22 protein-coding genes are annotated in these 24,623 nt (G+C 49.2%); 13 read left to right on the top strand and 9 right to left on the bottom strand.

Annotated features, from left to right (window positions below):
* Positions 1 to 40 precede the first annotated feature (40 nt).
* Complete coding sequence (locus GK091_RS09715; RefSeq protein WP_164036790.1) at positions 41 to 514, bottom strand: lipocalin family protein; 474 nt, start codon at positions 512 to 514, stop codon at positions 41 to 43.
* A 752-nt stretch (positions 515 to 1,266) separates the two neighbouring features.
* On the opposite strand from GK091_RS09715, the gene GK091_RS09710 reads away from it, so the two are divergent.
* Complete coding sequence (locus tag GK091_RS09710; RefSeq protein ID WP_164036788.1) at positions 1,267 to 1,434, top strand: hypothetical protein; 168 nt, start codon at positions 1,267 to 1,269, stop codon at positions 1,432 to 1,434.
* 435 nt (positions 1,435 to 1,869) lie between these two features.
* Entirely contained in the window at positions 1,870 to 4,101 is a 2,232-nt protein-coding gene (locus GK091_RS09705) for an NHL domain-containing protein (RefSeq protein WP_164036785.1), read from the top strand.
* Between the two features lie 496 nt (positions 4,102 to 4,597).
* Here the strand turns inward: GK091_RS09705 and GK091_RS09700 are convergent, their stop codons facing one another.
* Positions 4,598 to 4,930: an RES family NAD+ phosphorylase gene (locus GK091_RS09700; protein WP_164036783.1), complete on the bottom strand. Its 333-nt coding sequence runs from the start codon at positions 4,928 to 4,930 to the stop codon at positions 4,598 to 4,600.
* A 232-nt stretch (positions 4,931 to 5,162) separates the two neighbouring features.
* On the opposite strand from GK091_RS09700, the gene GK091_RS30040 reads away from it, so the two are divergent.
* Complete coding sequence (locus GK091_RS30040) at positions 5,163 to 5,291, top strand: winged helix-turn-helix transcriptional regulator (RefSeq protein WP_394351878.1); 129 nt, start codon at positions 5,163 to 5,165, stop codon at positions 5,289 to 5,291.
* Positions 5,292 to 5,687: 396 nt separating this feature from the next.
* Here the strand turns inward: GK091_RS30040 and GK091_RS09690 are convergent, their stop codons facing one another.
* Positions 5,688 to 6,911 carry a DUF2252 family protein gene (locus GK091_RS09690; protein ID WP_164036781.1) on the bottom strand — a complete coding sequence of 408 codons (1,224 nt, stop codon included), beginning with the start codon at positions 6,909 to 6,911 and terminating at the stop codon, positions 5,688 to 5,690.
* A 53-nt stretch (positions 6,912 to 6,964) separates the two neighbouring features.
* Positions 6,965 to 7,189 carry a hypothetical protein gene (locus GK091_RS09685; protein ID WP_164036779.1) on the bottom strand — a complete coding sequence of 75 codons (225 nt, stop codon included), beginning with the start codon at positions 7,187 to 7,189 and terminating at the stop codon, positions 6,965 to 6,967.
* 598 nt (positions 7,190 to 7,787) lie between these two features.
* Between GK091_RS09685 and GK091_RS09680 the strand changes: the two genes are divergently transcribed.
* On the top strand, positions 7,788 to 8,069 hold the full coding sequence (locus GK091_RS09680) for a hypothetical protein (RefSeq protein WP_164036777.1): 282 nt from the start codon (positions 7,788 to 7,790) through the stop codon (positions 8,067 to 8,069).
* 212 nt (positions 8,070 to 8,281) lie between these two features.
* Here GK091_RS09680 and GK091_RS09675 read toward each other — a convergent pair whose 3' ends face one another.
* The 3 genes from GK091_RS09675 to GK091_RS09665 are packed head-to-tail and all read right to left on the bottom strand — an operon-like array spanning position 8,282 to position 13,376.
* Entirely contained in the window at positions 8,282 to 11,671 is a 3,390-nt protein-coding gene (locus tag GK091_RS09675; RefSeq protein ID WP_164036775.1) for a glycosyltransferase, read from the bottom strand.
* Positions 11,661 to 12,524, bottom strand: coding sequence for a hypothetical protein (locus tag GK091_RS09670; RefSeq protein WP_164036765.1), 864 nt, complete (start codon positions 12,522 to 12,524; stop codon positions 11,661 to 11,663). The genes GK091_RS09675 and GK091_RS09670 overlap by 11 nt, the downstream gene beginning before the upstream one ends.
* 27 nt (positions 12,525 to 12,551) lie before the next feature.
* Positions 12,552 to 13,376: a metallophosphoesterase family protein gene (locus tag GK091_RS09665; RefSeq protein WP_164036763.1), complete on the bottom strand. Its 825-nt coding sequence runs from the start codon at positions 13,374 to 13,376 to the stop codon at positions 12,552 to 12,554.
* 207 nt (positions 13,377 to 13,583) lie between these two features.
* Between GK091_RS09665 and GK091_RS09660 the strand changes: the two genes are divergently transcribed.
* The 9 genes from GK091_RS09660 (at position 13,584) to GK091_RS30035 (ending at position 22,963) form a co-directional block, all read left to right on the top strand.
* Entirely contained in the window at positions 13,584 to 15,107 is a 1,524-nt protein-coding gene (locus tag GK091_RS09660; protein ID WP_164036760.1) for a capsule assembly Wzi family protein, read from the top strand.
* Positions 15,108 to 15,590: 483 nt separating this feature from the next.
* A complete protein-coding gene (locus tag GK091_RS09655; protein ID WP_164036758.1) occupies positions 15,591 to 16,343 on the top strand; it encodes an IS3 family transposase in 753 nt (250 codons plus the stop codon).
* Positions 16,282 to 16,449, top strand: a complete 168-nt coding sequence (locus tag GK091_RS29555) for an IS3 family transposase (RefSeq protein ID WP_317166288.1) — start codon at positions 16,282 to 16,284, stop codon at positions 16,447 to 16,449. The genes GK091_RS09655 and GK091_RS29555 overlap by 62 nt, the downstream gene beginning before the upstream one ends.
* A 293-nt stretch (positions 16,450 to 16,742) precedes the next feature.
* The gene (locus tag GK091_RS09650) at positions 16,743 to 17,078 is read left to right on the top strand and encodes a PadR family transcriptional regulator (protein ID WP_164036755.1); all 336 of its coding nucleotides are present in this window, start codon (positions 16,743 to 16,745) and stop codon (positions 17,076 to 17,078) included.
* Entirely contained in the window at positions 17,075 to 19,750 is a 2,676-nt protein-coding gene (locus GK091_RS09645) for an ABC transporter permease (RefSeq protein WP_246202182.1), read from the top strand. The genes GK091_RS09650 and GK091_RS09645 overlap by 4 nt, the downstream gene beginning before the upstream one ends.
* Positions 19,751 to 20,072: 322 nt before the next feature.
* Positions 20,073 to 20,831: a formylglycine-generating enzyme family protein gene (locus GK091_RS09640; RefSeq protein ID WP_164036753.1), complete on the top strand. Its 759-nt coding sequence runs from the start codon at positions 20,073 to 20,075 to the stop codon at positions 20,829 to 20,831.
* 321 nt (positions 20,832 to 21,152) lie between these two features.
* The gene (locus tag GK091_RS09635; protein ID WP_164036751.1) at positions 21,153 to 21,752 is read left to right on the top strand and encodes a Crp/Fnr family transcriptional regulator; all 600 of its coding nucleotides are present in this window, start codon (positions 21,153 to 21,155) and stop codon (positions 21,750 to 21,752) included.
* Between the two features lie 111 nt (positions 21,753 to 21,863).
* The gene (locus tag GK091_RS09630; RefSeq protein ID WP_164036749.1) at positions 21,864 to 22,625 is read left to right on the top strand and encodes an oxidoreductase; all 762 of its coding nucleotides are present in this window, start codon (positions 21,864 to 21,866) and stop codon (positions 22,623 to 22,625) included.
* Positions 22,626 to 22,672: 47 nt separating this feature from the next.
* The gene (locus tag GK091_RS30035) at positions 22,673 to 22,963 is read left to right on the top strand and encodes an antibiotic biosynthesis monooxygenase family protein (protein ID WP_164036747.1); all 291 of its coding nucleotides are present in this window, start codon (positions 22,673 to 22,675) and stop codon (positions 22,961 to 22,963) included.
* A 71-nt stretch (positions 22,964 to 23,034) separates the two neighbouring features.
* Here GK091_RS30035 and GK091_RS09620 read toward each other — a convergent pair whose 3' ends face one another.
* Positions 23,035 to 23,703, bottom strand: a complete 669-nt coding sequence (locus GK091_RS09620; RefSeq protein ID WP_164036745.1) for a TMEM175 family protein — start codon at positions 23,701 to 23,703, stop codon at positions 23,035 to 23,037.
* A 410-nt stretch (positions 23,704 to 24,113) separates the two neighbouring features.
* Entirely contained in the window at positions 24,114 to 24,569 is a 456-nt protein-coding gene (locus tag GK091_RS09615) for a Cif family virulence factor (protein WP_164036742.1), read from the bottom strand.
* Positions 24,570 to 24,623 lie beyond the last annotated feature (54 nt).

The following is a 24,623-nucleotide window of genomic DNA, read 5'->3' as shown; positions in this document are numbered from 1 at the left end:
GTATAGTACCCCGAAAAGTAGTAGACGAGCTGGTTTACGATTAGAGCTTGTTTAAGCTCAGGGAGTAGTTAGTACCATTATTACTCATCGTTAGATCCATATACGCGTACTTGCCGGGTTGAGCCGGGTGCAGATCAATTTTATAGGTTTGTGTTTGCTGCACACCAGTTCCGTCGTCGAGCGTGATGGATAGTTCGGTGGGCGTTGACTCCCACTTTCCGTCCAGTAAGGTGTCATTTGTAGTACCCGACTGGCATTTACTCTCCGTGGATTCCGAGAAGGCCTTATCAGCCGAGAAGTTGTAGTAGAAATTGATCTCTGTGCAGTTATAGCTAAAGAGCTGGCGCAAATAGGCCAGATAATCGTTCGTGCCGTTTACGGGCGAGGGATCCACTGTAAATTTAACTAACTCCCATTTGCCGACCAGATCTACTGCCGGAACAGGCGTATTGTCTTCCTTGGAACATCCCAGTAGAACCACAAGGAATAGGGTGATGATCAAATTAGTCTTCATCGGTTTCTGGACTTAGCGTTTAGACATGTAAAATTTAGTTGCACCAGGTTATCACCAGAAGCAGTGATTACACTTGATGCGAATAAACCATGAATTTACCCCTGATAGTAAGCTGTTTAGCTAGCGGTGGCCTTCATTGTCTAAGCGGCTATACGTGAAGCGGAGAAGTCCCCGAAGAGTCCTTAGGGCTAGTATAGCCCTAACTGGAGAGGATTGATACTGAGTTTTGAGAACTTACAACCCATTTTTCAGAGCATCAATTTGGCCCGGATCCGGCTACTCAACCGCCCCTGACGCTCAATCAGATCATGGAGCCCTACCAGGCGGGCAATCTGGTTGAACTGTCCACCGATCTACTCCAACTGGCCTAGAGCAAGGTGAATCTGTACCTAACCTGGCACGAGCAGCATCCCAACTTCCCCTATACCGTCGTGCCCGCGGCCAGCCAGCTGCAGCCCATCCGGGAGGGACTCGACGCCATGCTTAACGCCCGTTACGGTCTGGACGGTATGACCCCGATCCACGCATGATGACCCAGGCCCTGCCCTACTCTATCGCTGAGCGCACAGGAGCTTAATCTGGAAGCGGTCCGCTGGGTCAAACTCAGCTTCTGTCGGATCGAGTTTATCACCACCATGATCGGCGAGTCGATGGGGCAGTTGTTGACAGGCGAGTTCAGCCGGGAGGACAAGTTTCCGCTCTCGAGTGCCGAGTGTTTAGGCCTCATCGAGCGCATCACTGCCCAGCTTCCGGTGCTTAGTCCCCAAAGCAGCGGCACGGACCTGGATCTGCGCCTGCCCCAGAGTCAGTTCTGGCAGCTGACCCGGTGGCGGGGCTGGGTCGAGCTCTTCTACGCCGAAGCCATCATCAGACACGGCGATCATCCGGGCAGTATACCTGACACCCTCTCCTTCCCCTGATAATTAGCAAGTTAGTTAGAAAAGGTTGACAAAAAGACGAAAATTGCACCTAAACTACTACCACCTAAGTTAGTGAAATTCCATTGACCATCAACATATTGACTAATAAAACAGGCTAAAAAAAAGAAATGTACCATTATGGTGCAAGTCGAAAAATTGCCCACCCTTTTTGAGTAATTGCGGTCCTTTTGTGGCCAATTGTCTGCTATTTTAAAACAGAGCAGGCCGCTCCGGCGGGCCACACCAGTTGCCCGGCAACAGACTAGCCCTTACTTCTATCCTTGTGATGAGAAGCATTGATGTGTTCGTTCGTGAGAGACGGCCTATGCCGTGTCTTTTGACCTTATGGGCTCTTTACTTTATTGAAAGATCCAATTTTTAGATACTCTCAAAAATCTTTTAATTTGTTCATCTATTTCGAATTAGCCCGATTTCATGAAGCTTACTTTACGCCCATACGTAACCCTTTCAAGTGTAGTTAACATTTTCTGTCTGTTTCTTTCCCTGCACACATTCGCCCAGACTATTGCTACCGTTGCAGGATCAAATGCCATGGGCGACGGCGGACCGGCTCCCTCGTCGTTTGTCAACCACCCTACTGGTGTAGCCGTTGATCAGAACGGTGTAGTTTATATTGCGGACACCGATAATAACCGCATTCGAAAAGTCACCGTCAATGGTAGTATTTCCACCGTAGCGGGCAACGGCCTGGCTGGCTTTCGGGGGGATGGCGGACCAGCTGTCGATGCGCAGTTAGACTCTCCATACGGCATTGCCGTCGACAAAGATGGAAACCTCTATATCGCCGATAAAGACAATAATGCGGTTCGTAAAGTTACGCCTACTGGTAGCATTACAACGCTAGTGGGGTGCTGCGGCTCAGGGAGTGATGGCGGTCCGGCCACAAAGGCATCTGTCTTTCAACCGTCCGGTGTAGCTGTAGACATGACGGGTAATATCTACATTGCCGAAACCGGTTATCACCGTATCCGCAAAATTTCTACGGATGGTATCATCAGCACGGTCGCAGGTACGGGGGCCTTTGGATTTAGTGGTGACGGTGGCCCGGCTACTAGCGCCAAACTATATGAACCCTACGGTGTCTCCGTCGACACGGAGGGTAATCTGTATATCGCCGACCGGAGTAACCACCGAATTCGTAAAGTGTCGACGACCGGTGTGATCAGCACGGTAGCTGGTACGGGTGCGAACTCATATAGTGGCGATGGCGGTCCGGCTACGAAAGCTGCGCTGGCACTTCCGTCGAGTGTAGCCGTCGACAAAAGCGGGAATCTGTTTATTGCCGATAGCCGGAACATGCTCATTCGCAAGGTCAATACCTCAGGAATTATCAATCGGGTGGCTGGTAACGGGTCTACGGGTTTTGGGGGTGACGGTGGCCCGGCTACCAGCGCCCGGCTCTACTACCCGGTGGGAGTAGCTGTGCAGGACGACGGTACGTTTTACATCGCCGATGCGACAAATACGCGGGTCCGGAAGGTTACACCAGCAGGCACGATCAGTACCCTGGCAGGCAACGGTAAAACGTTTAGTGGCGATGGCGGTCCGGCTACGAAAGCTGATTTGTACGTGCCGTCCGGCGTAGCCACAGACGGACAGGGAAATCTGTTCATTGCCGACCAGCTTAATCATCAGGTACGGCGGGTTTCACCCACGGGTATCATCAGCACAATCGCCGGTACGGGAACGTTTGGGTACAGTGGAGACGGTGGTACGGCTACCAGTGCAATGCTCAACAGTCCGACCAGCGTAGCCGTTGATCGAATCGGGAATGTATTTATTGCTGACACGTATAACCGGCGGATTCGGAAGGTTTCATCGGATGGAACGATCTCGACCGTAGCGGGAGACGGTTATTACGACTATAAAGGCGATGGCGGCCCCGCCACGAGTGCCTCGATGAAGGAGCCTACTGGCGTGACAGTAGACGATACTGGGAATTTATACATTGTTGATCGGGAAAGCGCTACCATTCGTAAAGTTTCCACGACGGGCATCATTACCCGAATAAGCACGAGTGTGGCGCTGATTGCCCCTCAGGGCATAGCCGTTGACAAAAACGGGAATCTGTTTATTGCCGATGCCGGTAATTACGTCGTTCGTAAGGTTACGACAACGGGGGTAACGACCACCGTTGCTGGTAACGGAATCGGTCAGTCGACGGGCGACGGTGGTCCCGCCACTAGTGCAGGACTGAACTATCCGACTGGTGTTGCCGTGGCTACAGATGGTACCTTGTTTATTGCCGATCAGGGTGGTAACCGGGTTCGGAAAGTTACGCCGGCGGGCAGCATCACGACCGTAGCGGGTAATGGGGTATACAATTTTAGTGGCGATGGGGAACTGGGAACGCGAGCCAGTATCGCCAAGCCCACCGGAATCGCCGTCGACGGAAGTGGGAACCTATTCATTGCTGATCGCGACAATAACCGGATTCGCCGGGTCGCCAGCCCAATCATCAGCAGTGTACAAAACGGCGACTGGTCAAGTAGCACAACCTGGAGCTGCACCTGCGTGCCTAAAAATACGGATGAGGTAAGTATTTTGTCTGGTCACGCCGTGACGATAAGCCAGGTCGTCCAGATACGTGTCGTCAGGCAGTACGGCACGCTTATATTCACCCCAACGGGGAAGCTTTTGTTTTAAAAGCTGGAGACTGTCTCTTGCAGACCAATCCTCCTTACCAAGTAACCAAGCGCTCAGGCTTTCCCTAAAAAGAAGGTTTGATCATATATGCATGACCTTCGAATCAAAATGATTGCACTACCGCTGTAGTGCGTGGCGGGGTCAATAAACCAGGAAAGGAAGAGATAAAAACAGTTTCGGGCAAACAGAGCCTGCTAATCAGCTAATTACCCCAAAAGGTCTGAAAAATAAGATAAAATTAGCGTTCCAGATTCGAAACAGATTTTAGCGCAATTTACTTGACTGTAAACGAGTTACGACTAATGATACTGAAAAATGGAGTTGATGTGCTTTTAGCGGTTTTGTAAGAGTTGCACACGCGTTTATGCTACGGATTAGCGTTGATAGACATTAAAAATTCAGCCTAGTATTCTAAATGCTTCGTCTCAGCAAACGCTTGTATTCTTGAACGATACAAGCCGCTCTACCACACTAGGATTGTAGCGGGATAGTATCCCTAAGCAAACCGTCTTTGGAGCTTCTTAACTTGTGCGGTAGAAATCGCTGGCAGATCAGCCTTTTTCTGTAATCGTTCATCGAACTCATGAGCCACTACGTCCACTATCTTCACCTGACTCATCAGCGGGTGCAAAGGTTTGATCAGGATGTTGCGTGATGGCGTATTCCTAACAATCACCGACGGAATTGCAAAGGCCAAGGCGGGATAAAAAAGAACCAACTTGGATAGTAAAAACTGTGGTAGGCTTTCGGAGTACTTGAGCGCATCCCAACCGGTAGGCAATTCAGATAGTTGGATATGCTCAATGGCATCCGGTAGCTCGATGCTCACGCGTACAAACGGCGGCAAATCGCGTACGGGTGTACTGCAATTCCAGAGCAGCAGCCCGAGCAATGTCTCTGGGATGAACCAGTACTAATGGGGCTTTGAACCAGTAGTTATTCCCCATCATTCCCATGGGTCGGATCAAAGGGATGTCGAAGAAGAAATTGATATAAAAAATGCCCGCTCGTAAATGTTTTACCGCTACTCCCTTGAGTGCATTTAGCGTTTGGTAGAACAGGTGATGCCGCCCATTACGATTTATAGTCTAACCCCATCTGGTGAAGAGTTAAGCCCTGTTTTATTAGCATTGGCGGATTGGGCCACTAAGGACAGCAAACAATTCGAGCACCTGGTGCAAGCAGAATAAATCGACGCGGATCACTCAGATTTCTTCGGCATCAAGTCTCACGAAAACGCTGAAATTAGTCGGCACCTCTACCTTACAGGACTCGCTAAAATGCCTCCAACCCGACGGTACGGGTTGCATGAGTAGGATGCTGGCCGAAAGCTGGTCGATTGCCCACTTCACGCCAATGGACTTTATTCCCGCTATGGTGCGGCTAACCACCTAGGATAGCAGTCAGTTTACAAGTCCGACGATGGCGTTTCAAAACTTCATCCGCCAAGTTGACGAGGAGAAACTAAAATTAGCTATCAGCCGGACGTTTACGCTGGAGCCGATCGTGAACATCAATTTATGGAAAATAACCAAGGCTCAGGTAAACTGGTTGTGTTGCCCTAACCTGACTTCACACCGAAGCCTCTAGATGAGTTCGTTGACCCGACCTGAATCAGCCCACCCAGCTTTGAGAGCAGCTCTAAACAGGGTGAAATCCTGAAAAACCTGTTGCGCATACGTTTCGGCCCAAGTTACCAATTCAGAAGCCCAAACCGGCTTGTCAGCAAAAGTAACTAACTCATCAGAGATGGCTGATCCTTGTCGACCACCACTTCGTAGATGAGCCGAAGCCGTTAGCTGAGCCATTGTGTCGACCAGCTTACCCAGTCGTTGTTTACCCCGTACGCGCTTGTTGGTCAGATCAAGCCTGTCAGCCTGCGGTTGTAGGGAGCGGACAACAAAAAATTCATCATTCAACCCGGCAAGGGGCCATAAGCTGGCGGGTGGGACGTCTTGAAGCCGATTCTGGAGCGCTACGATACGACTTGCCGGGTCGGGCCAATAGGGCTGGTTTACATACAGGTAAGGTTCGGCAACCGAGGGCCGAGTCGCTTTTATATCCAGCAAATGGAGTTTGCCGTTTGCGCTTTCGACTAGAGCGACATAGCGATTCAGGCCGATACTACTCGTGCCCGCCAGTCGAAACTTAACGTCCCGAAGTGTAGAATTTACCCCTGCTGCCAGCGCGCTTTTCAACCAATTCCAGACCGCGTCGCGTTCACCCTTCGGCACCGCTAGGAGCCGGTCGTTTAGTAGACGAAGCTGTCGTTTTCGACCATGCCCGTGCGTCAATCGATTGAGCAACTCTTTACGAGACCGCCTGGCTACCTGGGTCAGAAATTTGTTAAGTATACCTTTCGACGTCTGCCGCTCGATGGACCGTGGTTTACTGAGTAAGAGTTCCTGGCGGTAGGTAGTCAGGAAACGATGAGCAAGCTGCCGGCTTGTTTCAGGCGAATGTCTCAGCAACGGTGCGGCCACAAACAGGCTGGTTACAAGTCGACTTAGATCAACGGTAGCCGGTGCCAGCAAAGCCTCGTCAAAGTCGTTGATGTCGAAATAGACCAATTTATTGCCAGCCCGGAACGAACCAAAATTTTCTAAATGCAAGTCTGCGCAGCTCCAACAAACCGGATACCCGCCAGCCAGCAGTTCGAGGGGCAAATGTTGATAAAATAAAGAAGGGGTTGCCCTGAAAAATCGGAACGCATTTTCACCCATGGCCTGGTATTTCCGCATCAACATATCGGGTCGGCGGTCCTGATTAGCCTGCTGAAGGCGATCGAGTAGTGTGTCAGTATACTTCATAGACGTGGTCGCTCAGCCTTGAACACCAATGAGTACAAACGAGCATAAGTTATCTACGTGCCGGCTGCTCGTTGTGGCACAACCAATAAACCGGTATTTCGATCATACATCACCGATGATTTACTGAGCATGTGCGCTGCGGCCAGAAATTCCTGAGGTGTATCAATGGGCAACCTAAAGGGCGTATCGTGCTTTGTGGTTGTAATAACAATACGCCAGGAGTCGGGCCGGTTAGGATTAACATCCCATTCTAAGGCATAATCAACAACTTTTTCCATCGGTACACAACGTGAGAATAGTAAAACGACTGGTTGATTTAACTGTGTGCGAAATTCTACTTATTAACTGATTAGTAGCTGAAAACGGAATTAATTTGTGATTAATGACGGATTAATTTTAAAAACCGCCTGTGTAAAAGGTAGATTGTTTCCCAGTATGGATGCGCATACCTGATGAAAATGCTCAACCCACTAGGTTGGTTACTGTCAGGCTTATATTAGCTTTTGCCTGTCAATTTGAGAAAATTGATTCCGAGCATACAAAGTAAAATACAGCCATATTTGTTAAGGTTGAATCAGCGAAAAGCATTGATAATCTGTGGCTTACCGCTATTGTATGTTAAACTGTTATGCCGGTTCAATAAAAAATAAATCAGTTGATTCTGTTCTGAAAATTTTTCCCCGACGAGTGATTATCTTCTTTTCCATTGCTTGAAAATTCATTGCTTATATCAGATTAGTGGAGAATACTATATCTGACCTCCAACACATATTAACCACATTTTAATTGGCATTCGCAAACACATAAATGAATATCTTGTTAGGAATTTTGTAGTAAAAATACTCATTTCGTTAAATCATTTTTCCCGTTGTCACAATGAAAAAAAAGCTCATTCCTTTTGTGATACTGGCTGTATTGGCCATTAATTCTGGTCAGGCTCAGGATGTTAAGAAAAAGGCTGCTGTCGCAGAAGCCAAAGCGCAGGTCGCGGCTGATAAAGCTGATTTGAAGATGAATAAAGCGGCTCGGCATGCCGACAAAATGGCTGGCGACGATGCGGCCTTAAAAGCCGACCGTAAGGCTCGTATGAAGGCTGAAGGAAAGTTGATTAAAGACGAAGCCAAAAAAGATGTAAAAGTGGCTAAAGAAAAGTTATAGAATTTATTTAGCCCCATTCACGCACTATCTGTTTCTTGCCCATCCCTTAGGGATGGGCATTTTTCGTTATTAACAAGAAAAGAGCTTTTCCCCATTGCGTTTACGTATAGTCGCCTGGACACGCAAGATTGGATGGAATGACTTGAAACCAAACACCATGTGTCCTCGAACGAGCGCCATCATAGTGTCTGGTTTTGACCGATGTTGACTCCTTACCTATTTCGACCATCTGTGTTAAGCGGTTTTCGGAGAACAACTACCGATCCCATTGTTTCAGGGGACTGATCGGGTAACCATACTTGCCCCGTTCGTTTCAACACACCCCAGGAAGCAACTTCGCCCCGAATCGCATTGGCGTAGGAGCGAATCAGTACCCAGAATAACAGGTAGCGCCAGATGAGCCGCTGCGGCAGGAGCCAGAGAAGCGGGCGCAACGAACGGCCTTCCAGCCGGTAAGCGAAAGCGGCTATGATCGTATCGATCGCCAAGAAGCCAATAAAATAGGTCAGTACAAGGCTCCAACTGCCAGTGAATATCGAGAGACCCAGTTGCAGTTCGGCTACCAGCGTTAGTAACGGAAACCCGAACTGAAAAGCCACCAGACTTGGCAAAGCCAGCCAACGCACCGCCCAGCTTGCGCCACTCGTCCGTTTCCATTGGAACAACAGATCGCGGTGTTTCCAGACAACCTGCATCATGCCGTAGCACCAACGAACTCGCTGTTTCAACAGCATCTGAATCGTATCCGGCGCTTCCGTTACGGCAACTGCTTCGTTGCAGGTCTTGACTACGTAACCAGCTCGCAGTAGCCGCACGGTAAGGTCGCAGTCTTCGGCGAGCGTGTCCGTTGTGAAGCCGCCCACGGCCAGCATCCCGGTGCGACGAAACGCGCCAATCGCACCCGGTACCACCGTAATGCAATTGAGTTGTTCATAGGCACGACGGTCGAAGTTTTGGCTCGTTGTGTATTCAATCGATTGAAAGCGGGTGAGCCAATTGTGAACATTGCCGACGCGCACGTTGCCTGCCACGGCCCCAACCGTTGTATCAGTAAAAAGGGCTACTAACCGGGCGATGGCATCGGGCAATAACTGCGTATCAGCGTCGATACACACCACAACTTCCCCCTTCGCATGGGCGAGCCCCAAATTGAGCGCTGATGCTTTTCCTCCATTCGGTTTGGTCAGTACCTGAACGCGTGGGTTGGCCGCAAAATATTGATGAACCCGATTGTATGTCTGATCGCGCGAGCCGTCGTCGACAAAGACAATTTCCAGGTCCGAATACGTGCTGGATAGGAGGCTTTCGACCGTACGGATAGCGTTCAGTTCTTCATTATAAGCGGGCACAATCACGCTGACCAGACCCTGATACGACTCAACGGGCACCTTAAACTGATGCCTTTGACGGATAGCCAAAAAAGCCAGCAACAGAACCCGTGCGATGGCCAATAAAGTGCCGATCAGAAAGAGCCAGCCTAGGATATGTTGCCCATAATAAAGCAATTCAACTAAGCTCCAATCTGTCAGTAAAGCGGCTCGTTGAACGGGGGCTACCGGCATAAGCTCGCTGGCCGGTCGGTTCAGCAGTTGGCTGATGGTGGCGAAGCGATAGCCGTGTTTTTTGTAGTAGTGAATGATAGCCGGTAAAGCGGCTACCGTGGCTGAGCGGTCGCCCCCCGCGTCGTGCAGCAAAATGATGTTGCCCAGGTTTTGCTGTTGCTGAATCCGCTGTAAAATCTGCTGTGGCGTAACGCCTACCTGCCAGTCGAGCGGATCGATGGATTCGCCGATGGCGTAATAGTGCTGTTGTTCGGCCAGGGCGATAGGCCGTAGTTCTTCGGGCTTGTCCGGCTCACTGTCGGCATTATAGGGTGGCCTAAACAGGATCGTTGAGCGTCCGGTGATACTTTCAATCAATCGTCGGCACGTATTTAATTCAAAAAACAACCGGCGCGGACTCACCCTGGTTAAATCGGGGTGTAGGGTCGTGTGATTACCAATTTCGTAACCGGCTTTCGCCATACGCTGCAACAAGGGCAGGTTGCGCTCCACATTAATTCCTACCACGAAAAAAGAAGCCGGTACGTGTTCGCGTTCCAGAATCGCTAAAATCTGGGGCGTGTATGTTTCGTCGGGGCCATCATCGAAAGAGAGCACCATCGTTTTGCTCGCTTTCCCCACTTTACTGATGACGTACGACGTCGGTAACGTCAGGTACTGCTCTTCGCTGATGAGTTGATCCGCTGCATTGTATTCCAGCTTGAGTTGACCGGCATGAGGGGTTGCTTTCACGTCCAGAATATCGCCTTCACCCTGATAATCGACGCTGTTCAGGGCGGGCACCGTTTGCAACTGTTGCCAGTTCAGGGGTTTACTCGCCAGTGCCGGGCGTGATACATCCCGCGCAAAATAAGTCCAGGTTCGCACGTCTTCCGAACCCAGTCGCCAGATAGCGACTCCGGCGGTTTCGTAATCTTCGGCTGCCCGCAGTACATTATAAGCCGAAGCCGCGTCATTGAACCAGACATCATGCCGTTTTCCCTGCTCATCCACATAGCGAAACGATAGGCTATACGTTTGATTATCGAAGTGAATGGGCGTAGCCGACCGGCGATTGGCCCGCGCGATGGCTTGCTGGTATGAAACATCTACTCCTTGTCCGCCTTTGGCCCAATCGTACCCATAACCAGCCACACACAGCACAACCTGTTCCGAAGGAATTTGTCGGCAGGCATCTTCTAGTACATATTCGATCCACGGATAGGGCGCTACCGGCCCCGGTGCCGATGTACTGAAATGGTTGTCATAAGCCATCAGCATAAAATAATCGACGTACGGGCGTAAGGCGGGCAAGTTATAATCGGAGTTCAGAGCCGCAATGTCAATTGTGACAATGTACCCTTTGGGGTGCAGAGCCGCGTGCATTTCCCGGACAAACGTAATCAGGGTTTCATCGGTATTTTCGCGCAGCTCTTCAAAGTCGATGTTAACACCCTGATAGTGCCGCTGATTGAGCAGGTTAAGGACCTGAGCAATGAATTTCTTTCGTTGGACGGAGTTGTTCAGTAGCCGATGTACGTTCTGACCGCGCCAGTTACCCTGGTAAAAATTGGAGATCATCGGTACAACGGCCACACCCGGATGCTGTTTCAGGAGCGAATCGGCTGTATTATCGATATCAGTACGGAGTTCGCCCTGATTGCCCACGAAGAACCATTCGGGCATGACCATGTTGAGTTCGGAAACATGATCGCGCAACGTCTGATACGACTGAGCATCCCAGTTGACGTAGAAACCTGCTCGTATTTGAGGACGGTTGCTGGCTTTAGCCGCCACGGGTAAATGCCGATGAAACCCCTTCGGCACACCATTATTGCCCGAGCCCGCCGATTGCACGCTATCAACGGAGGACAGCTTTTGAAACGCGCTTTCATTATTCTGAAGGATCGGCATTTTTGGGAAAACATGCTCAGCCAGCGTCCAGCCAACTACTACGAGCGTGGCAATACCCAAAAGGAGACTACCGAGCAGTGTGCTCCGAAACAGCCGCCAGCGACGACGGGACGGTGTAAAAAAAACCGGTTTTGGCTTAGTGTCCATTGGCTAAATGAAGCGTGTAAGTAAGGGTTGCCACGGCATAAAAGAAGACGTTCGTTCGTTCGCCGGGCAGGGTATTAAACGGTTTTACTAAACGAGGATCAACCAGCAGCGACCAGCGGGGTTGTTGCAGCGTGATGGGCAAATTGAGTTCGGCTGCCACTAAGCCGTACGGTCTTCGAACGTCGGGGGCCGATGGGTTCAGGTGCCCCCGCTTGTCTAAGGTTGTCTGATAAATGCCGTTGATGATATAGTTCTGATTCGCCAGCGTTGCCTTGGCCAAGGGCTCCATAAAGAGTGACCAGCTTTTCCCGTTAACCAGGCCAACGTATCGGCTGACTTCTACGTCAGTTTGCAGTAATTGCTCGCTGCCGATCATGTAATAGTTGCCGATAGCCGGACTCCAGTCGTGCCAGTCGCTCGATAGATACGCTTCAAAAAAGTTGTTGAGGGGTTGCGTTTCTCCCGCATCGGCGTCAGGGAAAAACCAGCGTTCGTATCCCAGCGTATACGTGAGATGTTTTCCTAATTTGCCCTCTTTCTCGATGCCCAGATCGATTTTCCCCAGTTCCGATGTCTGAAAATTGTTCCAGATGTAACCCACTGTGTAAACGTGCCAGTTTGTGGACGTCTGGTAGGTAATCTGTGGCATCATGCCCCACTGGTGCACACCGAACGTACGGCCGCGATAGCTGACCGGGTTCATATAGCTGTAACTGAACTGGATGGCTCGCATGGGTTGCTCGGTCGACGTATCGGTTGCCACTTTATTGTCGATGGGTTGACCGACAGCGGAATAAACAAGCGTCGTCAGCAGCAGTACGCTGGCTACCGCAACGGCAATCGGGTAAATCATTTTAGTGGCCACCAATGAATGTGCGAATCAGAAGGATAGACTATTAATCGTCTGGTTATTGGTGAAGTCGTATTGGTGCGTGGTAAGACTCTCTCCCGACTGCTCAACCAGTCGAAATCCCCGGTAAGCGGTTCCCCAGCTACTCCCGAAATGGGCGTCAAAGAGTAGCGCTGTTTTGCCGTACATAAGGCTTAAATCTTTGGTATGGTCATGGCCATGAAAGACCGCCCGAATGATGGGATAATCGCTCAAAACACTCAGTAGGCCTGTGCAGACATCCGTTCCCTGTGCATTGTGGATGAACGGAATATGCATAAACAAAAAAGCGGGCACTGACGACCGTACTGACTTCATGGTTTGCCGAAGCCAGACATCATCCCCGCAGAGCGTATCGCCCGCTTCGTTGGATGTGTCGAGCAGAATAAGCGTTGCGTTATTGCGCTCGGCTACGTGGTTTGTGCCATACCCCCATACTTGTTGCCAGGTATCCAAACTGACCCGGTCGTGGTTGCCCCGCGTCACGTAATATGGGATCGGCAATTGATCCAGATAGGCCTTCGCTTTTGGCAGTAAATCGTTATTGCCTTCGTGTACTAAGTCGCCATTGACGACCACAAATTGAAGTGGTGTAATCTGGTGTGTTTTTGTCAAAGCGGCTATTAAATCAGTAAAATATTGGTCTGATGGAGTCGCTGGCTCGCCCAGATGTCCATCCGAAGCTACTGCGAACCGTAGCGGTAAAACAGCCGGTGTTGGGCCATCACCAGATGGGTTCCGACATGCGCTCCAAACCCCAATGGATGCGCTGCTCAGGGTAGCTTGTAAAAAAAACCGGCGACTAATAGTATTCATAAGCTCAGATGGCTGGCAATAAGCTTCATGTCCGGGGCCAAAGGAAGGGTTTATACTTAAAAATGATATTAATTGGAAATTAAACATTTATTAGCGCAGAAAGGACAGATGGCCATTTTATCGACTCATGACGCTTTAATCAGACCTTAATATGCAGGATATACGGTTTAAGTATTTTTGCTTAATTACCTGTCTGTAGCAATCTGAATGTGTGCCTTTATCAACGGATTGATTATCGCTTTTTTTCTAGGCCAAGCGCCTGGATTCAGTCAGCCCGATACGGTAGCAAAACCGGTCAGAGCCTATCTTGAAGCGGGTGCCCTGTTAACCACTGGCACAGCGGTGCCCTTCTGGCTACGAGCCAATCAGTATGGAACAATTCCTCTGCTGGGATCACTCACAACGTATCGGATGGGCCACTTTGCCGACTACAAACCTGGGAATACGGCTCGTTTTGATTGGGGCTATGGCTTGGAACTGGTCGAAACCATTGGCCGATCAGGCCAGCAACTACTGCTGCCACAGGCTTATCTGAAAGGGCGCTGGCATCAACTCGAATTGTATGCCGGTCGTCGGAAAACCATTGTTGGCCTGGTTGATACTCTGCTCACGTCAGGGGCTTACGCTATGTCAGGCAATGCAATGCCGTTGCCAACCATTCAGCTCGGTACGCCCGGTTTCATAACGGTGCCCTTTACCAAACGTATCCTTAGTATTTACGCGACCTACGGACATGCCTGGTTTGAAACGGCCAATCGAAAGGTCGAGCATACCTACTTACATCAGGCAACGTTTTACGCCCGAATTGGCAAGCCCACCTGGCCTGTTCGGTTTGTTGGCGGAATTAATCACCAGGTCGTATGGGGCGGTTATTCACCTTATTTAAGCAACGATTTATCGAATAACGGACATCTGCCATCGAGCTTTAAAGCTTATCTGTATGCAGTAACAGCACTATCCTATTCAGACGCGTCGATTGACGGAAACGTTACCTCGTTTGATGAAACGAATCGGATTGGCAATCATTTGGGGTCATTAGATCTAGGTGCAGAATTTTCGCTCGGTGGCTGTACAGTTTTGGTTTATCGGCAAAACCCGTTTGAAACGGGAGCCATCTGGTACCTAACGACCATTGCCGACGGTCTGAATGGGTTGAGTATTCGTCGCCAAAACCAGGGAGACAGTTTCTTTTCGATCGACCGGGGACTTCTCGAATTTTTGTACACGGCCAATCAGGGCGGAGACCGGTTTGTCATCGATGATCCTTACCAGCGGGGTAAGGTCGATTATTTTAACAACAGCCAGTACAAAGATGGCTGGACATCGCGCGCACACACCATTGGTACGCCGTTTCTGACTCCCGAAGGAGATATCCGACCCAATTTACCCTACGGGCCTATCATTAACAATCGGGTAGCGCTTTGGCACCTCGGATTGAGTGGCCGGGTGGGTCATACCGTAAACTGGCTGCTTAAAGTTTCTGAAAGCCGAAACAGAGGAACCTACAATGCTCCGTTTGCCAGTCCACTCGACCAGTTTTCGGCCTTACTACAGGTTACAGCTCCGCTGCACCTACCGTTGTTGGGGGATTCGCAATTAACGAGTCGATTGGCTACCGACCAGGGTAGTTTTTTACCCCGATCGACAGGTGTGTTGATCAGTTTACAAAAAAGCTGGCAATCAACCTGGTCAAGTCGGTCAAGCACTCATGGGAAAGAAATGGCCAAGTAGGATCGTTTTACAGTGTAATTCACCGCTAGCCTGTTTACCTTCTCCTCCACAATGATTACCAAAGCTTAACAGCCTGTCTGGCAGTACGACCTGTACTTTAGTCTGCTCAATCAAACCAGGGGTTTTTAGCGCCAGATTCGCGACTATGCTCTACAAGTACATCCGTATCGCCTTATGTGGCTCAGGCACTGGGTATCAGTGAAGCCCTCATCTATAACCGCGACGGCGGACCGTTGGAAGCAACGGACGAAGGGGGAAGAAAAGCAGTTTTTAATAGGCCATTCGACGTATGTACTGCTTGAGAATCAGCGTTTACAGTAGCGATTTCAGCAGCTGGAAGTGGAGCGCGAGAGCTTAAAAAAAGCGTTAAGCATCGTCAGCCAGCAGACTTGAGATGGCACTATGACCTAGTCCGATGTTTAGCTGATGAGTTTGCGGTTGAAACGCTCTGCTCCGTTTTGGAAGTAAGTCGGACAGCTTACTATGGCACGGGCTACCCCGCGGTACAGGCGTGGCGATAGATACCAACTCACTCAATATCAGACCAATAAGCAGCAGCTAGTAGAGCAGGTTTTTGTTCAGCATAAACGACGGTATGGTAGTAGAAGGATTACGGCTGAACTAAAAGAGCAAGGGTGCGTAGTAGGGCGTCATCAGGTAAGGAGAATTATGAAACAAATTGGTTTACAGGCTATTGAGCCCAGGTCTTTTGTGCCACGCACGACAAATAGCACACATGGCAAAGGCTACTGGTCGAATTTGTTGCTAGATCAACCGCTGCCTAAGGCTCCTAATTTGGTTTGCCCGGGCCACCGGGCGGTTAGCGACATTACTTACCTGCCGCTGGTCAACGGCGAATGGGCGTATCTAGCCGTTTGGATGGATTTATACTCACGTAAAGTAGTAGGCTGGCAAGTGGGCGAACCAATGAAAGATGAACTCGTTGTTGTTCCGTTACGCCGTGCCTTGCAGATGCGTCAGCCCGCCCCAGGTTTGGTTACGCACTCAGACCGAGGTGGGCAATATGTGTCGGCCGCCCTGAAAGAGTTGATTCGATTGTGGCACAGTAGGCCCAGCATGAGCAGAGCCACGGTGGCCGACGATCCGTATGATAACGCCTTTGCCGAGTCATTGTGGATCGGACTGCCGAAGCAGCCGCCTAAAGGGGGAGTTAGTGGAAGGGGGAGCTTTTCTGAATGTGGAAGATGCACAAACAGAAATCTTCGACTCCATTGAAGCGTATTACAACCGAGCACGGAAGCATTCATCGCTGGACTATCAAAGCCCTGAACAATTCGAGAATCAGTATTTCACAAATCTGACAAGTTCAGTGTTCCGCTAAACCGGACCAACTCAGTTGTAGAGATAGTAAAAGTAATATGAATTTAGCGTGGAAGTTGTTAGCTGCATTCCTGTATCTGTTGCGATCCTCCCAAGTTGAGAAAGGCGCTTTACTTTGCTTTCATTAACTGTCCAAATTTGGACAGATGACAGTCCGAAAACGGACGAGAAAAGCGATGACAAAAGCCTAAAATAACCTTTTTAAGGGTCTGGAGCGAATTGGTCCTATTGGCCCTTTATTTGCTATGCAAAAGGAAAAGATACTTTTGTGTCGCTTTTACAACCTACTAATCTATGAAAGGGACTCAACTGGGTGAGTTAGAAGAGATCGTTCTGCTAACGGTAGCGCTACTTTACAATGATGCCTATGGGGTAGCTGTCCTGGAGGAACTAAGCAGCCGTTTGGAGCGGCCTATGAGCTTAGGCGTTGTTCATCGGACTCTGCAACGATTAGAAGAAAAAGGATTGGTTCATTCCCGGTTTAGTGAGCCGATTGCCGAACGAGGAGGTCGAAGCAAACGCCTGTTTACGATTACCCTGGCCGGTGAACAAGCCGTACAGGAAGCACGACGCATCCGGAATGAACTTTGGGATGGTATCCCCAAAACCGCTTTTGGTCGCTTAACATGAATCGGGAAAATAAAGACCACCTACAAAATCATTCGAAGCGGTCAGGGATCCAGCCACCACGCTGGGCTGAGCAGCTACTCATTCGTATTACGGCTCCTTATATACGGGATGAAGTGCTGGGCGATTTGCATGAATTGTTTCAAAAGCGAGTCCATCGGTACGGGGTTACTAAAGCCCAACTGCTGTATGTGCTGGAAATGCTGTTGCTGTTCCATCCTCGGCTTTGGCGTAAGCCGGGTCAACCAATCCACACAGACACAAAACAAACTGATTATTCAGATCCAAACCTAAAGACTATGATAAGCAATTATGTTAAAATCGCGTTCAGAAAACTGAATCGGCACAAATCCTATACGCTGATCAACGTGTTGAGTTTGAGTCTGGGCATTGCCGGTGCCATTCTGACCTTTACTTTGGTCAAATACCACCTCAGTTTTGACACCTTCCATGCAGATTATAATCGTATCTATCGCATTACGACAGAGCTTCGTTCCGAAAAGGTGACTTATAGTACGGGCGTTCCCAATCCGATGGGCGAAGCCTTCAAAAGTGGCTATGACGTTGCAGAAAAAGTGGGGCGAATTGGTTTTTTGAAAGAGCGCGTGGTGTCTGTTTCACCCCAGAAAAAATTTAAGGAAGATGTGGCGTTCGCTGATTCAGATCTGCTACACATTTTCAACTTTCCACTGCTGGAGGGTAACCCGCGAACGGCCTTGCAGGAGCGTAATACCGCTCTCATCACGCAGCGAATTGCCAAAAAATACTTTGGGGATAATGACCCTATTGGTCAGCTATTGCGCATTGATAGTTCGCTGGTCGTAACCATTACGGGTGTTCTTCAGAACCTGCCAGCTACGACCGATTTTCATACGGAAATCTATCTTCCTTACAGCAATTTGCAGGATCATAGTCCCTGGATGGTTGAAAAAGATTGGTGGTTAGGTTTCAATAAAGAGATGCAGTGCTTTATCAAGCTCAAATCAGGTGTGTCGGCAGCTATGGTCGATTCCAATATCCTTCCGGCCATTAGTGCTAAATACTATGATAAAGAGAATGCTAAGATCTTTCAGTTTAAGTTACAGCCACTCCTCGATGTTCACTTTAACCCCAAACTGAGGGGATATATGGAGAAAAAAAATCTCTGGACGTTTGCCCTGATCGGCTTTTTCCTGGTGGTTACGGCCTGCGTCAATTTTATTAACCTGGCAACAGCGCAGGCACTGGATCGCTCCAGAGAAATCGGTGTTCGGAAAGCATTGGGCAGCCAACGAGGAGCGCTTTTCTGGCAATTTATCACTGAAACGGCGCTCATCGCTAGCGTAGCCCTGATTATCGCTCTAGGACTGGCGTATCTGGTCGTACCAACTATCAATCAATGGTTTGATATAGAGCTAGCCATAAATCCCTTGACGGATACATACCTATTTACCTTTTTGCTTGGTCTGCTATTAATCGTGACGTTCTGTTCAGGCGCTTATCCCGGCCTGATTCTGGCTCGTTTTCAGCCCGTGCTGGCACTGAAAGGTAAGCTCTCTCAACAATCGGCAGGCGGTTTCTCCCTACGAAGAGGGCTGGTTGTCACGCAGTTTGCGATCTCCCAGCTGCTCATTATCGGCACGCTGATCATTACCAACCAGTTACGGTATTCAGAGCAGGCCAACATGGGGTTTCAGAAAGATGCAATCGTCATTCTACCAATGCCTGATAATCAAAAGTCAAAAATAACTACTTTAGGTGCCCAGCTTTCGGCAATGGCTGGCGTGCAAAACGTGACGTTTTTTGATAGCCCTCCTGCAACCGAATTTCTGGCCAGCACCGGCATTCGCTATGCCTCGCGCGTTAAAGCTGAAAGCTTCAATATATCCTATAAAACCGGGGACGATCAGTTCGTGCCCACGTTTAAAATACCCATTCTGGCCGGTCGCAATCTGGCTTCGTCCGATACAGTCCGGGAGTACTTACTAAACGAAGCCGCTGTAAAAGCCCTTGGGTTAGCCTCCCTACAGGATGTAATAGGCAAAACGGCAACGATCAATGGTCAATTGGGGACCATCGTTGGGGTGATGAAAAACTTCCATTTTAAGTCGTTCCGTATCGCGATTGAGCCGCTCTGCTTGACGACCCGGCGTGAGATGTATACTAGTTGTGGAATAAAAGTGAACCCGACGAATCTGAAGGCTACACTGGCCGGGTTTGAAAAAGTCTGGACGACCCTGTATCCGTCGTCGATTTACATGTACCGTTTTCTGGATGAAGACATTGACCGGCTCTATAAGCTCGATAGTTTGCTGCTAAGACTCATTCAGTGGTTTGCGGGCATCGCCATTTTTGTTGGTTGCTTAGGGCTATACGGGTTGGTGTCATTCATGGCGGATCAAAAAAAGAAGGAAATTGGCGTGCGAAAGGTATTAGGAGCGAGTACGTCTGGTATTCTCTGGCTGTTTGGGAAAGAATTTTCTCGTCTGCTTCTGCTGGCATTTGTGCTGGCGGCCCCGCTGGGATGGTGGTCAATGAATAAGTGGCTGGCCAGTTTTGTGTATCGTATTGAGATTGGTCCAGATATTTTTTTGCTGGCCATTCTGATCACGTTCTTGGTTGCCTTACTGACCGTTAGTCTGCGAAGCGTAAAAGCCGCTCTGGTGAACCCAATAAAGTCTTTACGAGCAGAATAGATTGTAAAGAGATGGCTTCTCCAATCATCGTTCGCATATAATAATTGGATGAGCCGACTGCTTTCATTTATCTGTTATAAAACCGAATGTCATTTATTCTCATTAATCGCTTCCAAATGAGACGACGTAAACTTCATGCGCCTGCTTCTTAAATTGGGCGTTTCATAGTTCACGCTGCCACCTTCATTTGTTCTGTCTGCAAGCTTGTTTGGCGGCTTACTCGACATACTCCCAGCCGATTAGCGCCAAACATACAAAGTAGAAAAGTGGCCTACTAGAATTATAGAGACAGGTGCCGGAAACGCCGGCGAAAAATCCAGTGATGAACTACATTTCAATCGCCGTTCTGCTTGTAACGGCGGCAGCTACCCAGTGGCAAAGTAATTCGAAGCTATCAGAAAACGCAACCGCGGTTGAAGATATCAGTGAGCCGGATATGGTAACGGTGCAGGGCGGCAGGTTTGCTATGGGTGGTAATGAGAATGATAATGAAAAGCCAATCCATACTGTTACTCTAAGCAGTTTCAAACTAGCTAAGTATGAAACTACCCTGGCACAATGGCAGCAGGTTATGGGCAGTAATCCTTCCGGTCGTACTGATTGTATGGATTGTCCGGTAACCGCTGTCGGCTGGGACGATATACAGGCATTTATAACAAAGTTGAATACCCTATCCGGTAAGCACTATCGCCTGCCCACAGAAGCCGAATGGGAGTATGCTGCCAAAGGCGGTACCAAAAGCAAGGGATTTGCCTATGCCGGTAGTAATGATGCCAATGCGGTAGCTTGGACTTTTGCCAACAGCGGATCAACTATTCATCCAGTTGGCCAAAAACAGGCCAATGAATTGAGCTTGTATGATATGTCGGGCAATGTCTTTGAATGGTGCAACGATTGGTATGATGAGACCTATTATGTTAAAAGTCCCGAACATGATCCGAAGGGCCCTGCAACAGGGCCGCATCGTGTTTTCCGGGGTGGTAATCGGTCCAGTGAACCGGCTAAAAGCCGCGTAGCCTATCGCAACCCCTTCCGGTTGGGCTACGCCAACCTGGGGTTCCGGCTGGCTTCTTCCTTTTAGTAACCGAATACCTTTGAGCTAACCTAAGGGACTGCCTACTCGGGGCTTCGTGGAAGATAGTAAAGGAAATATTTGGCTTGTCTCAAGAAAGGCTCGTGGCTGTTGCACAACTCACGCATAGTCAGGATTGTGGTTAGCAAAGCCACTGGCTGGTCAAAATCTTGGGGTTGTGAAAGGTCAAACCGGACCATCCAGCACACTAGAAAACCCAGACTTTCCTTAGTTCGAGTTGTGCAACAGCCAGGGGCGTTTAATAAGACGGTACGATTTTACCAGCCAATTCGTTCTCATCATTGCAAAGACTTATTGCTCAACTCAATTTTGGAAAACACGCCCGGCTTTTCTTCGCTACTGCACCACATCGCTCAGCATATCACCCTTACTGATCAAGATAAAGAATTGTTCATCGCCATGTTGCGCACGAAAAAAGTGAAACGTAAACAACTCATCGAGCAACCTGGATTTATCTCTAACCATCGCACCTATGTGGTCACAGGGGCTTTCCGAGCTTACATTGTGAGCCCTGACGGACAAGAGCATACTCTTTCACTGGCCATAGATAATGGGATGATCGGTGATCCGGGCAGCTTCCTCTTGCAAGAGCCGGCCACGTTGTTTGTCGAAGCGCTTGAAGCGAGTACCATCATTCAGTGGAGTTATGAGAGTGAACAGATACTACTGGAAAAAATACCCCAGTTTTCAGTGGCCATGATGCGACGAGCACAACTGATCGCACTAACCATCCAACGACGAGTCATCGCTCAATTAAGTCTGACCGCTGAAGAACGCTACGACGAGTTTGCCCAAAAGCATCCCCTGTTACTTCAGCGAATACCGCTTTACATCATTGCCTCTTACTTGGGCATGACCCGGGAATTCCTCTCTAAAATCCGTAAGCAGAAAATTACCCCAAAAAAGTAACTAAACGAATGTGAACTAGTTCACCCTCATTTAGTAATCTACTTCACTAGCCACGTCAAGGCGTTGTCTGACCTTTGTTGCGTCAATCATAACGAACTAGATCAGATAACGATGAACGAGTATAAGACTGAATTCGAAGGTAAAAAAGCGTTGATCACGGGCGGTTCAAAAGGCATTGGGGCAGCCACAGCCCAGCGTTTGCTTGACGGCGGGGCCAGCGTCGTCGTTTCGGCCCGCTCTCCCCATGAAGAGACGCCTGCCGGGGCCACCTTCATCTCAGGGGACGTCAGCACGCTGGGGGGCGCAACGGCTCTCGCTCAGGAAGCCTTGCGCATTCTGGGTGGTTTGGATATTTTGGTCAATAATGTGGGAGCTACTACGCCCATCCTGCCCGGCATTGAGTCGATTACCGACGAAGACTGGCTGGACTCGCTGATGATCAACTTCATGAGCGCGGTTCGGGTAACTAAGCCGTTATTAGGGGCCCTCCGGCAAAGCGGTTCGGGGGCCATTGTGAACATCTCAGCGGGTGGTCTGCTGCCCTTTCATGGATTTTTGGCCCATTATGGCGCGGCTAAAGCGGCCTTGGACGCTTACACGGGATCACTGGCTAGAGAGTTGGCTCCGGCTGGTATACGGGTCAACCTGGTAACGCCTGGTGCGATCAAAACCGAGGGAGGAGACGAAGGTCGTAAACTGTTAGCCACCGGCATGGGTATCACGGTGGACCAATTGTTCGGGTCTATTCCCCTTCGCCGGGTGGGTACGGCCCAGGAAATGGCAGAGATGATTGCCTTTCTGGTCTCAGAGCGGGCTTCCTATGTCACTGGCCATGACCATTTTGTTACGGGTGGTTTTGGCGATCTGGTTTGATTTTACACGATTCAAAAACAGTCTTCACCCTAAAAAAGTAAATCGCTATGCACAGCCCACTATATGTTATTGTACGGTTTGAGCTAAAAAATGGAGAAATTGACCAGTTGATCTGGTTGATTAGAAATTTTTTTCGAGAGGAGGTCAGCCAGTTTCCCGGTTTCATCTCGGCCAAACTTCACCGAAATAGTGAAGGCACGATTTTGATCAATTACGCCACTTGGGAATCCGCTGAACACTTTCAAAAGTTCATCGCCTTCGCTCGTGATTCAGAGCGATCCAAACAGATTCAAGCTTATAAGCCAAGCCAGGATCGAGTCTTCGAAATCTCGTTGTAGAAACGGCATCGGTCAATCCCCCATTTACAAGGCAGGCCATGTTTCCCCGCTCAGTGACCACTGCCCAATGGTCACTGAGCGGATTTTTCTCGTTCCAGTCCCGGCAATTGTCCGGTGGCCATTTTACGCCGTACTGAAGCCAGGTAAAAAAAAGCGGCCAGCATCAGTGGGATTTTAAAGAAGAGAAGTATAAAAGCGGTGACGGGGGCAAAAAATGAGATGACCAGTGCGACCAATCCATTGAGTATATCCAGGTTGAGAAAAATCGTGATGCGTTGCTGGTTTTGATCCTCCTCAATAAGGGACGCTTCCACGTAGTCCTGACGGAGGGCATACCACCAAAGCAGCCGTTGACATAGGGCAATCAAGGACACGTTGAGCGTATATAGTGTGACGGCGGCCGAATCGCTCAGATGATCGCTTAGCACGCTGCTAGCAAAGGGTAAGGTTACGATAAAAAACAGCCAGCAGGTATTAATCAGCTTGAGCCGATCATCCATTTTGCTGATGTAGATGAAGAGCCGGTGATGCAGGTTCCAGAAGCTGGAAATGTTGATGAACGACAACAGAAATGCCAGATACAAATGCCAGGGTTTAAGCAGGTCAGCGTAGTGCAGAGTCTGGTCGTCGGGGACGGGGAGTCGCAGCTCCAGGGCCAGCAAGGTAATGGCAATAGCGACGATGGCATCGCTAAAAAACAGCACGCGTTCCAAGGGAAGGGTAAACTTGTCAGCTTGCATAGTGGATTAGTGGTTCAAACGCATCATTAAAAGCACCTGCGCGATCAGCCATTAAATTTTGCAAAAGTCCACTAATTTAGCTCAAGTAGTAGTTTGATTCACTACTAATCGCATCATACCATGTATACAACCATTTATTTGCTTTTACTCATGAAAGGCTCAATAAACTGGCGTTTCTCCCTTTTACCGGACACAAATCCAAGCAATACATACTCATCTCTGCTCAACCCGGCCAGTCGCCTGCAACTTTTTCGTGGATGTATGCGTCTCAGGCAGCGTATACATTCTATGAGCGCAACCCAGTGGCCAGCGTCGAATTGAGGATCGTCTGCTCGTAGCTGGTGACCCAAACTGGGCACTGGCAGCCTACAATAATCCTATAGTTTACTTTATTTTAGTAGCATATGCCCTTAGGGTGTTTTCTCTGGTATCCAGAAATTGCCAATGATTTTCCACTGGCCCTGTTCTTTTTCTAGATAATTGGCTTTGTGAACCTTAGAAACGGTTCCGTCAGGCTTCGTATAGACTTCGATATACGTAACAAATGCGGTGTTGTTGACAATACGAAAGCGGTAAGTAGTTGCAGTCAGTTTATCCAGACTTTTCTGACCGTTGGCAAATTCTTTTTTGTATAAAGCGGTCATTGCCTCATAGCCCCGGCCGTAGCCGGGTTCATCGAAAGCAGTTGCCACGTAGGGCGAACGAGCATAATAACTTATAGCCTTGGTAACATCAGCGTCCAAGCAAGCCCGGGAATGCCCTTCCAGCACCCCTCTGATAGCCAATTCGTCTTTCGTGACTTGTGCAAAACTGACACTGAGGCTTTGAATCAGAAAAAAAGACAACACGTACAGTCGGTTCTTCATTCGTGACACACTTTGATTGAAGGCAACTTTTAACCTTGAACGCACCTACTTCTA

It is taken from the genome of Spirosoma agri (genome assembly GCF_010747415.1).
Classification (GTDB): Bacteria; Bacteroidota; Bacteroidia; order Cytophagales; family Spirosomataceae; genus Spirosoma; species Spirosoma agri.
Note: the sequence above shows the minus strand (reverse complement) of the source record. Positions and strands in the feature narration are given on the sequence as shown.

What these genes read in the sequence shown, in the direction of transcription:
- GK091_RS09715 (WP_164036790.1), bottom strand. Translation starts at nt 514, where the DNA reads ATGAAGACTAATTTGATCATCACCCTATTCCTTGTGGTTCTACTGGGA.
- GK091_RS09705 (WP_164036785.1), top strand. Translation starts at nt 1,870, where the DNA reads ATGAAGCTTACTTTACGCCCATACGTAACCCTTTCAAGTGTAGTTAAC.
- GK091_RS09690 (WP_164036781.1), bottom strand. Translation starts at nt 6,911, where the DNA reads ATGAAGTATACTGACACACTACTCGATCGCCTTCAGCAGGCTAATCAG.
- GK091_RS09685 (WP_164036779.1), bottom strand. Translation starts at nt 7,189, where the DNA reads ATGGAAAAAGTTGTTGATTATGCCTTAGAATGGGATGTTAATCCTAAC.
- GK091_RS09680 (WP_164036777.1), top strand. Translation starts at nt 7,788, where the DNA reads ATGAAAAAAAAGCTCATTCCTTTTGTGATACTGGCTGTATTGGCCATT.
- GK091_RS09675 (WP_164036775.1), bottom strand. Translation starts at nt 11,671, where the DNA reads ATGGACACTAAGCCAAAACCGGTTTTTTTTACACCGTCCCGTCGTCGC.
- GK091_RS09670 (WP_164036765.1), bottom strand. Translation starts at nt 12,524, where the DNA reads ATGATTTACCCGATTGCCGTTGCGGTAGCCAGCGTACTGCTGCTGACG.
- GK091_RS09665 (WP_164036763.1), bottom strand. Translation starts at nt 13,376, where the DNA reads ATGAATACTATTAGTCGCCGGTTTTTTTTACAAGCTACCCTGAGCAGC.
- GK091_RS09660 (WP_164036760.1), top strand. Translation starts at nt 13,584, where the DNA reads ATGTGTGCCTTTATCAACGGATTGATTATCGCTTTTTTTCTAGGCCAA.
- GK091_RS09655 (WP_164036758.1), top strand. Translation starts at nt 15,591, where the DNA reads ATGGCACGGGCTACCCCGCGGTACAGGCGTGGCGATAGATACCAACTC.
- GK091_RS09650 (WP_164036755.1), top strand. Translation starts at nt 16,743, where the DNA reads ATGAAAGGGACTCAACTGGGTGAGTTAGAAGAGATCGTTCTGCTAACG.
- GK091_RS09645 (WP_246202182.1), top strand. Translation starts at nt 17,075, where the DNA reads ATGAATCGGGAAAATAAAGACCACCTACAAAATCATTCGAAGCGGTCA.
- GK091_RS09640 (WP_164036753.1), top strand. Translation starts at nt 20,073, where the DNA reads ATGAACTACATTTCAATCGCCGTTCTGCTTGTAACGGCGGCAGCTACC.
- GK091_RS09630 (WP_164036749.1), top strand. Translation starts at nt 21,864, where the DNA reads ATGAACGAGTATAAGACTGAATTCGAAGGTAAAAAAGCGTTGATCACG.
- GK091_RS30035 (WP_164036747.1), top strand. Translation starts at nt 22,673, where the DNA reads ATGCACAGCCCACTATATGTTATTGTACGGTTTGAGCTAAAAAATGGA.
- GK091_RS09620 (WP_164036745.1), bottom strand. Translation starts at nt 23,703, where the DNA reads ATGCAAGCTGACAAGTTTACCCTTCCCTTGGAACGCGTGCTGTTTTTT.
- GK091_RS09615 (WP_164036742.1), bottom strand. Translation starts at nt 24,569, where the DNA reads ATGAAGAACCGACTGTACGTGTTGTCTTTTTTTCTGATTCAAAGCCTC.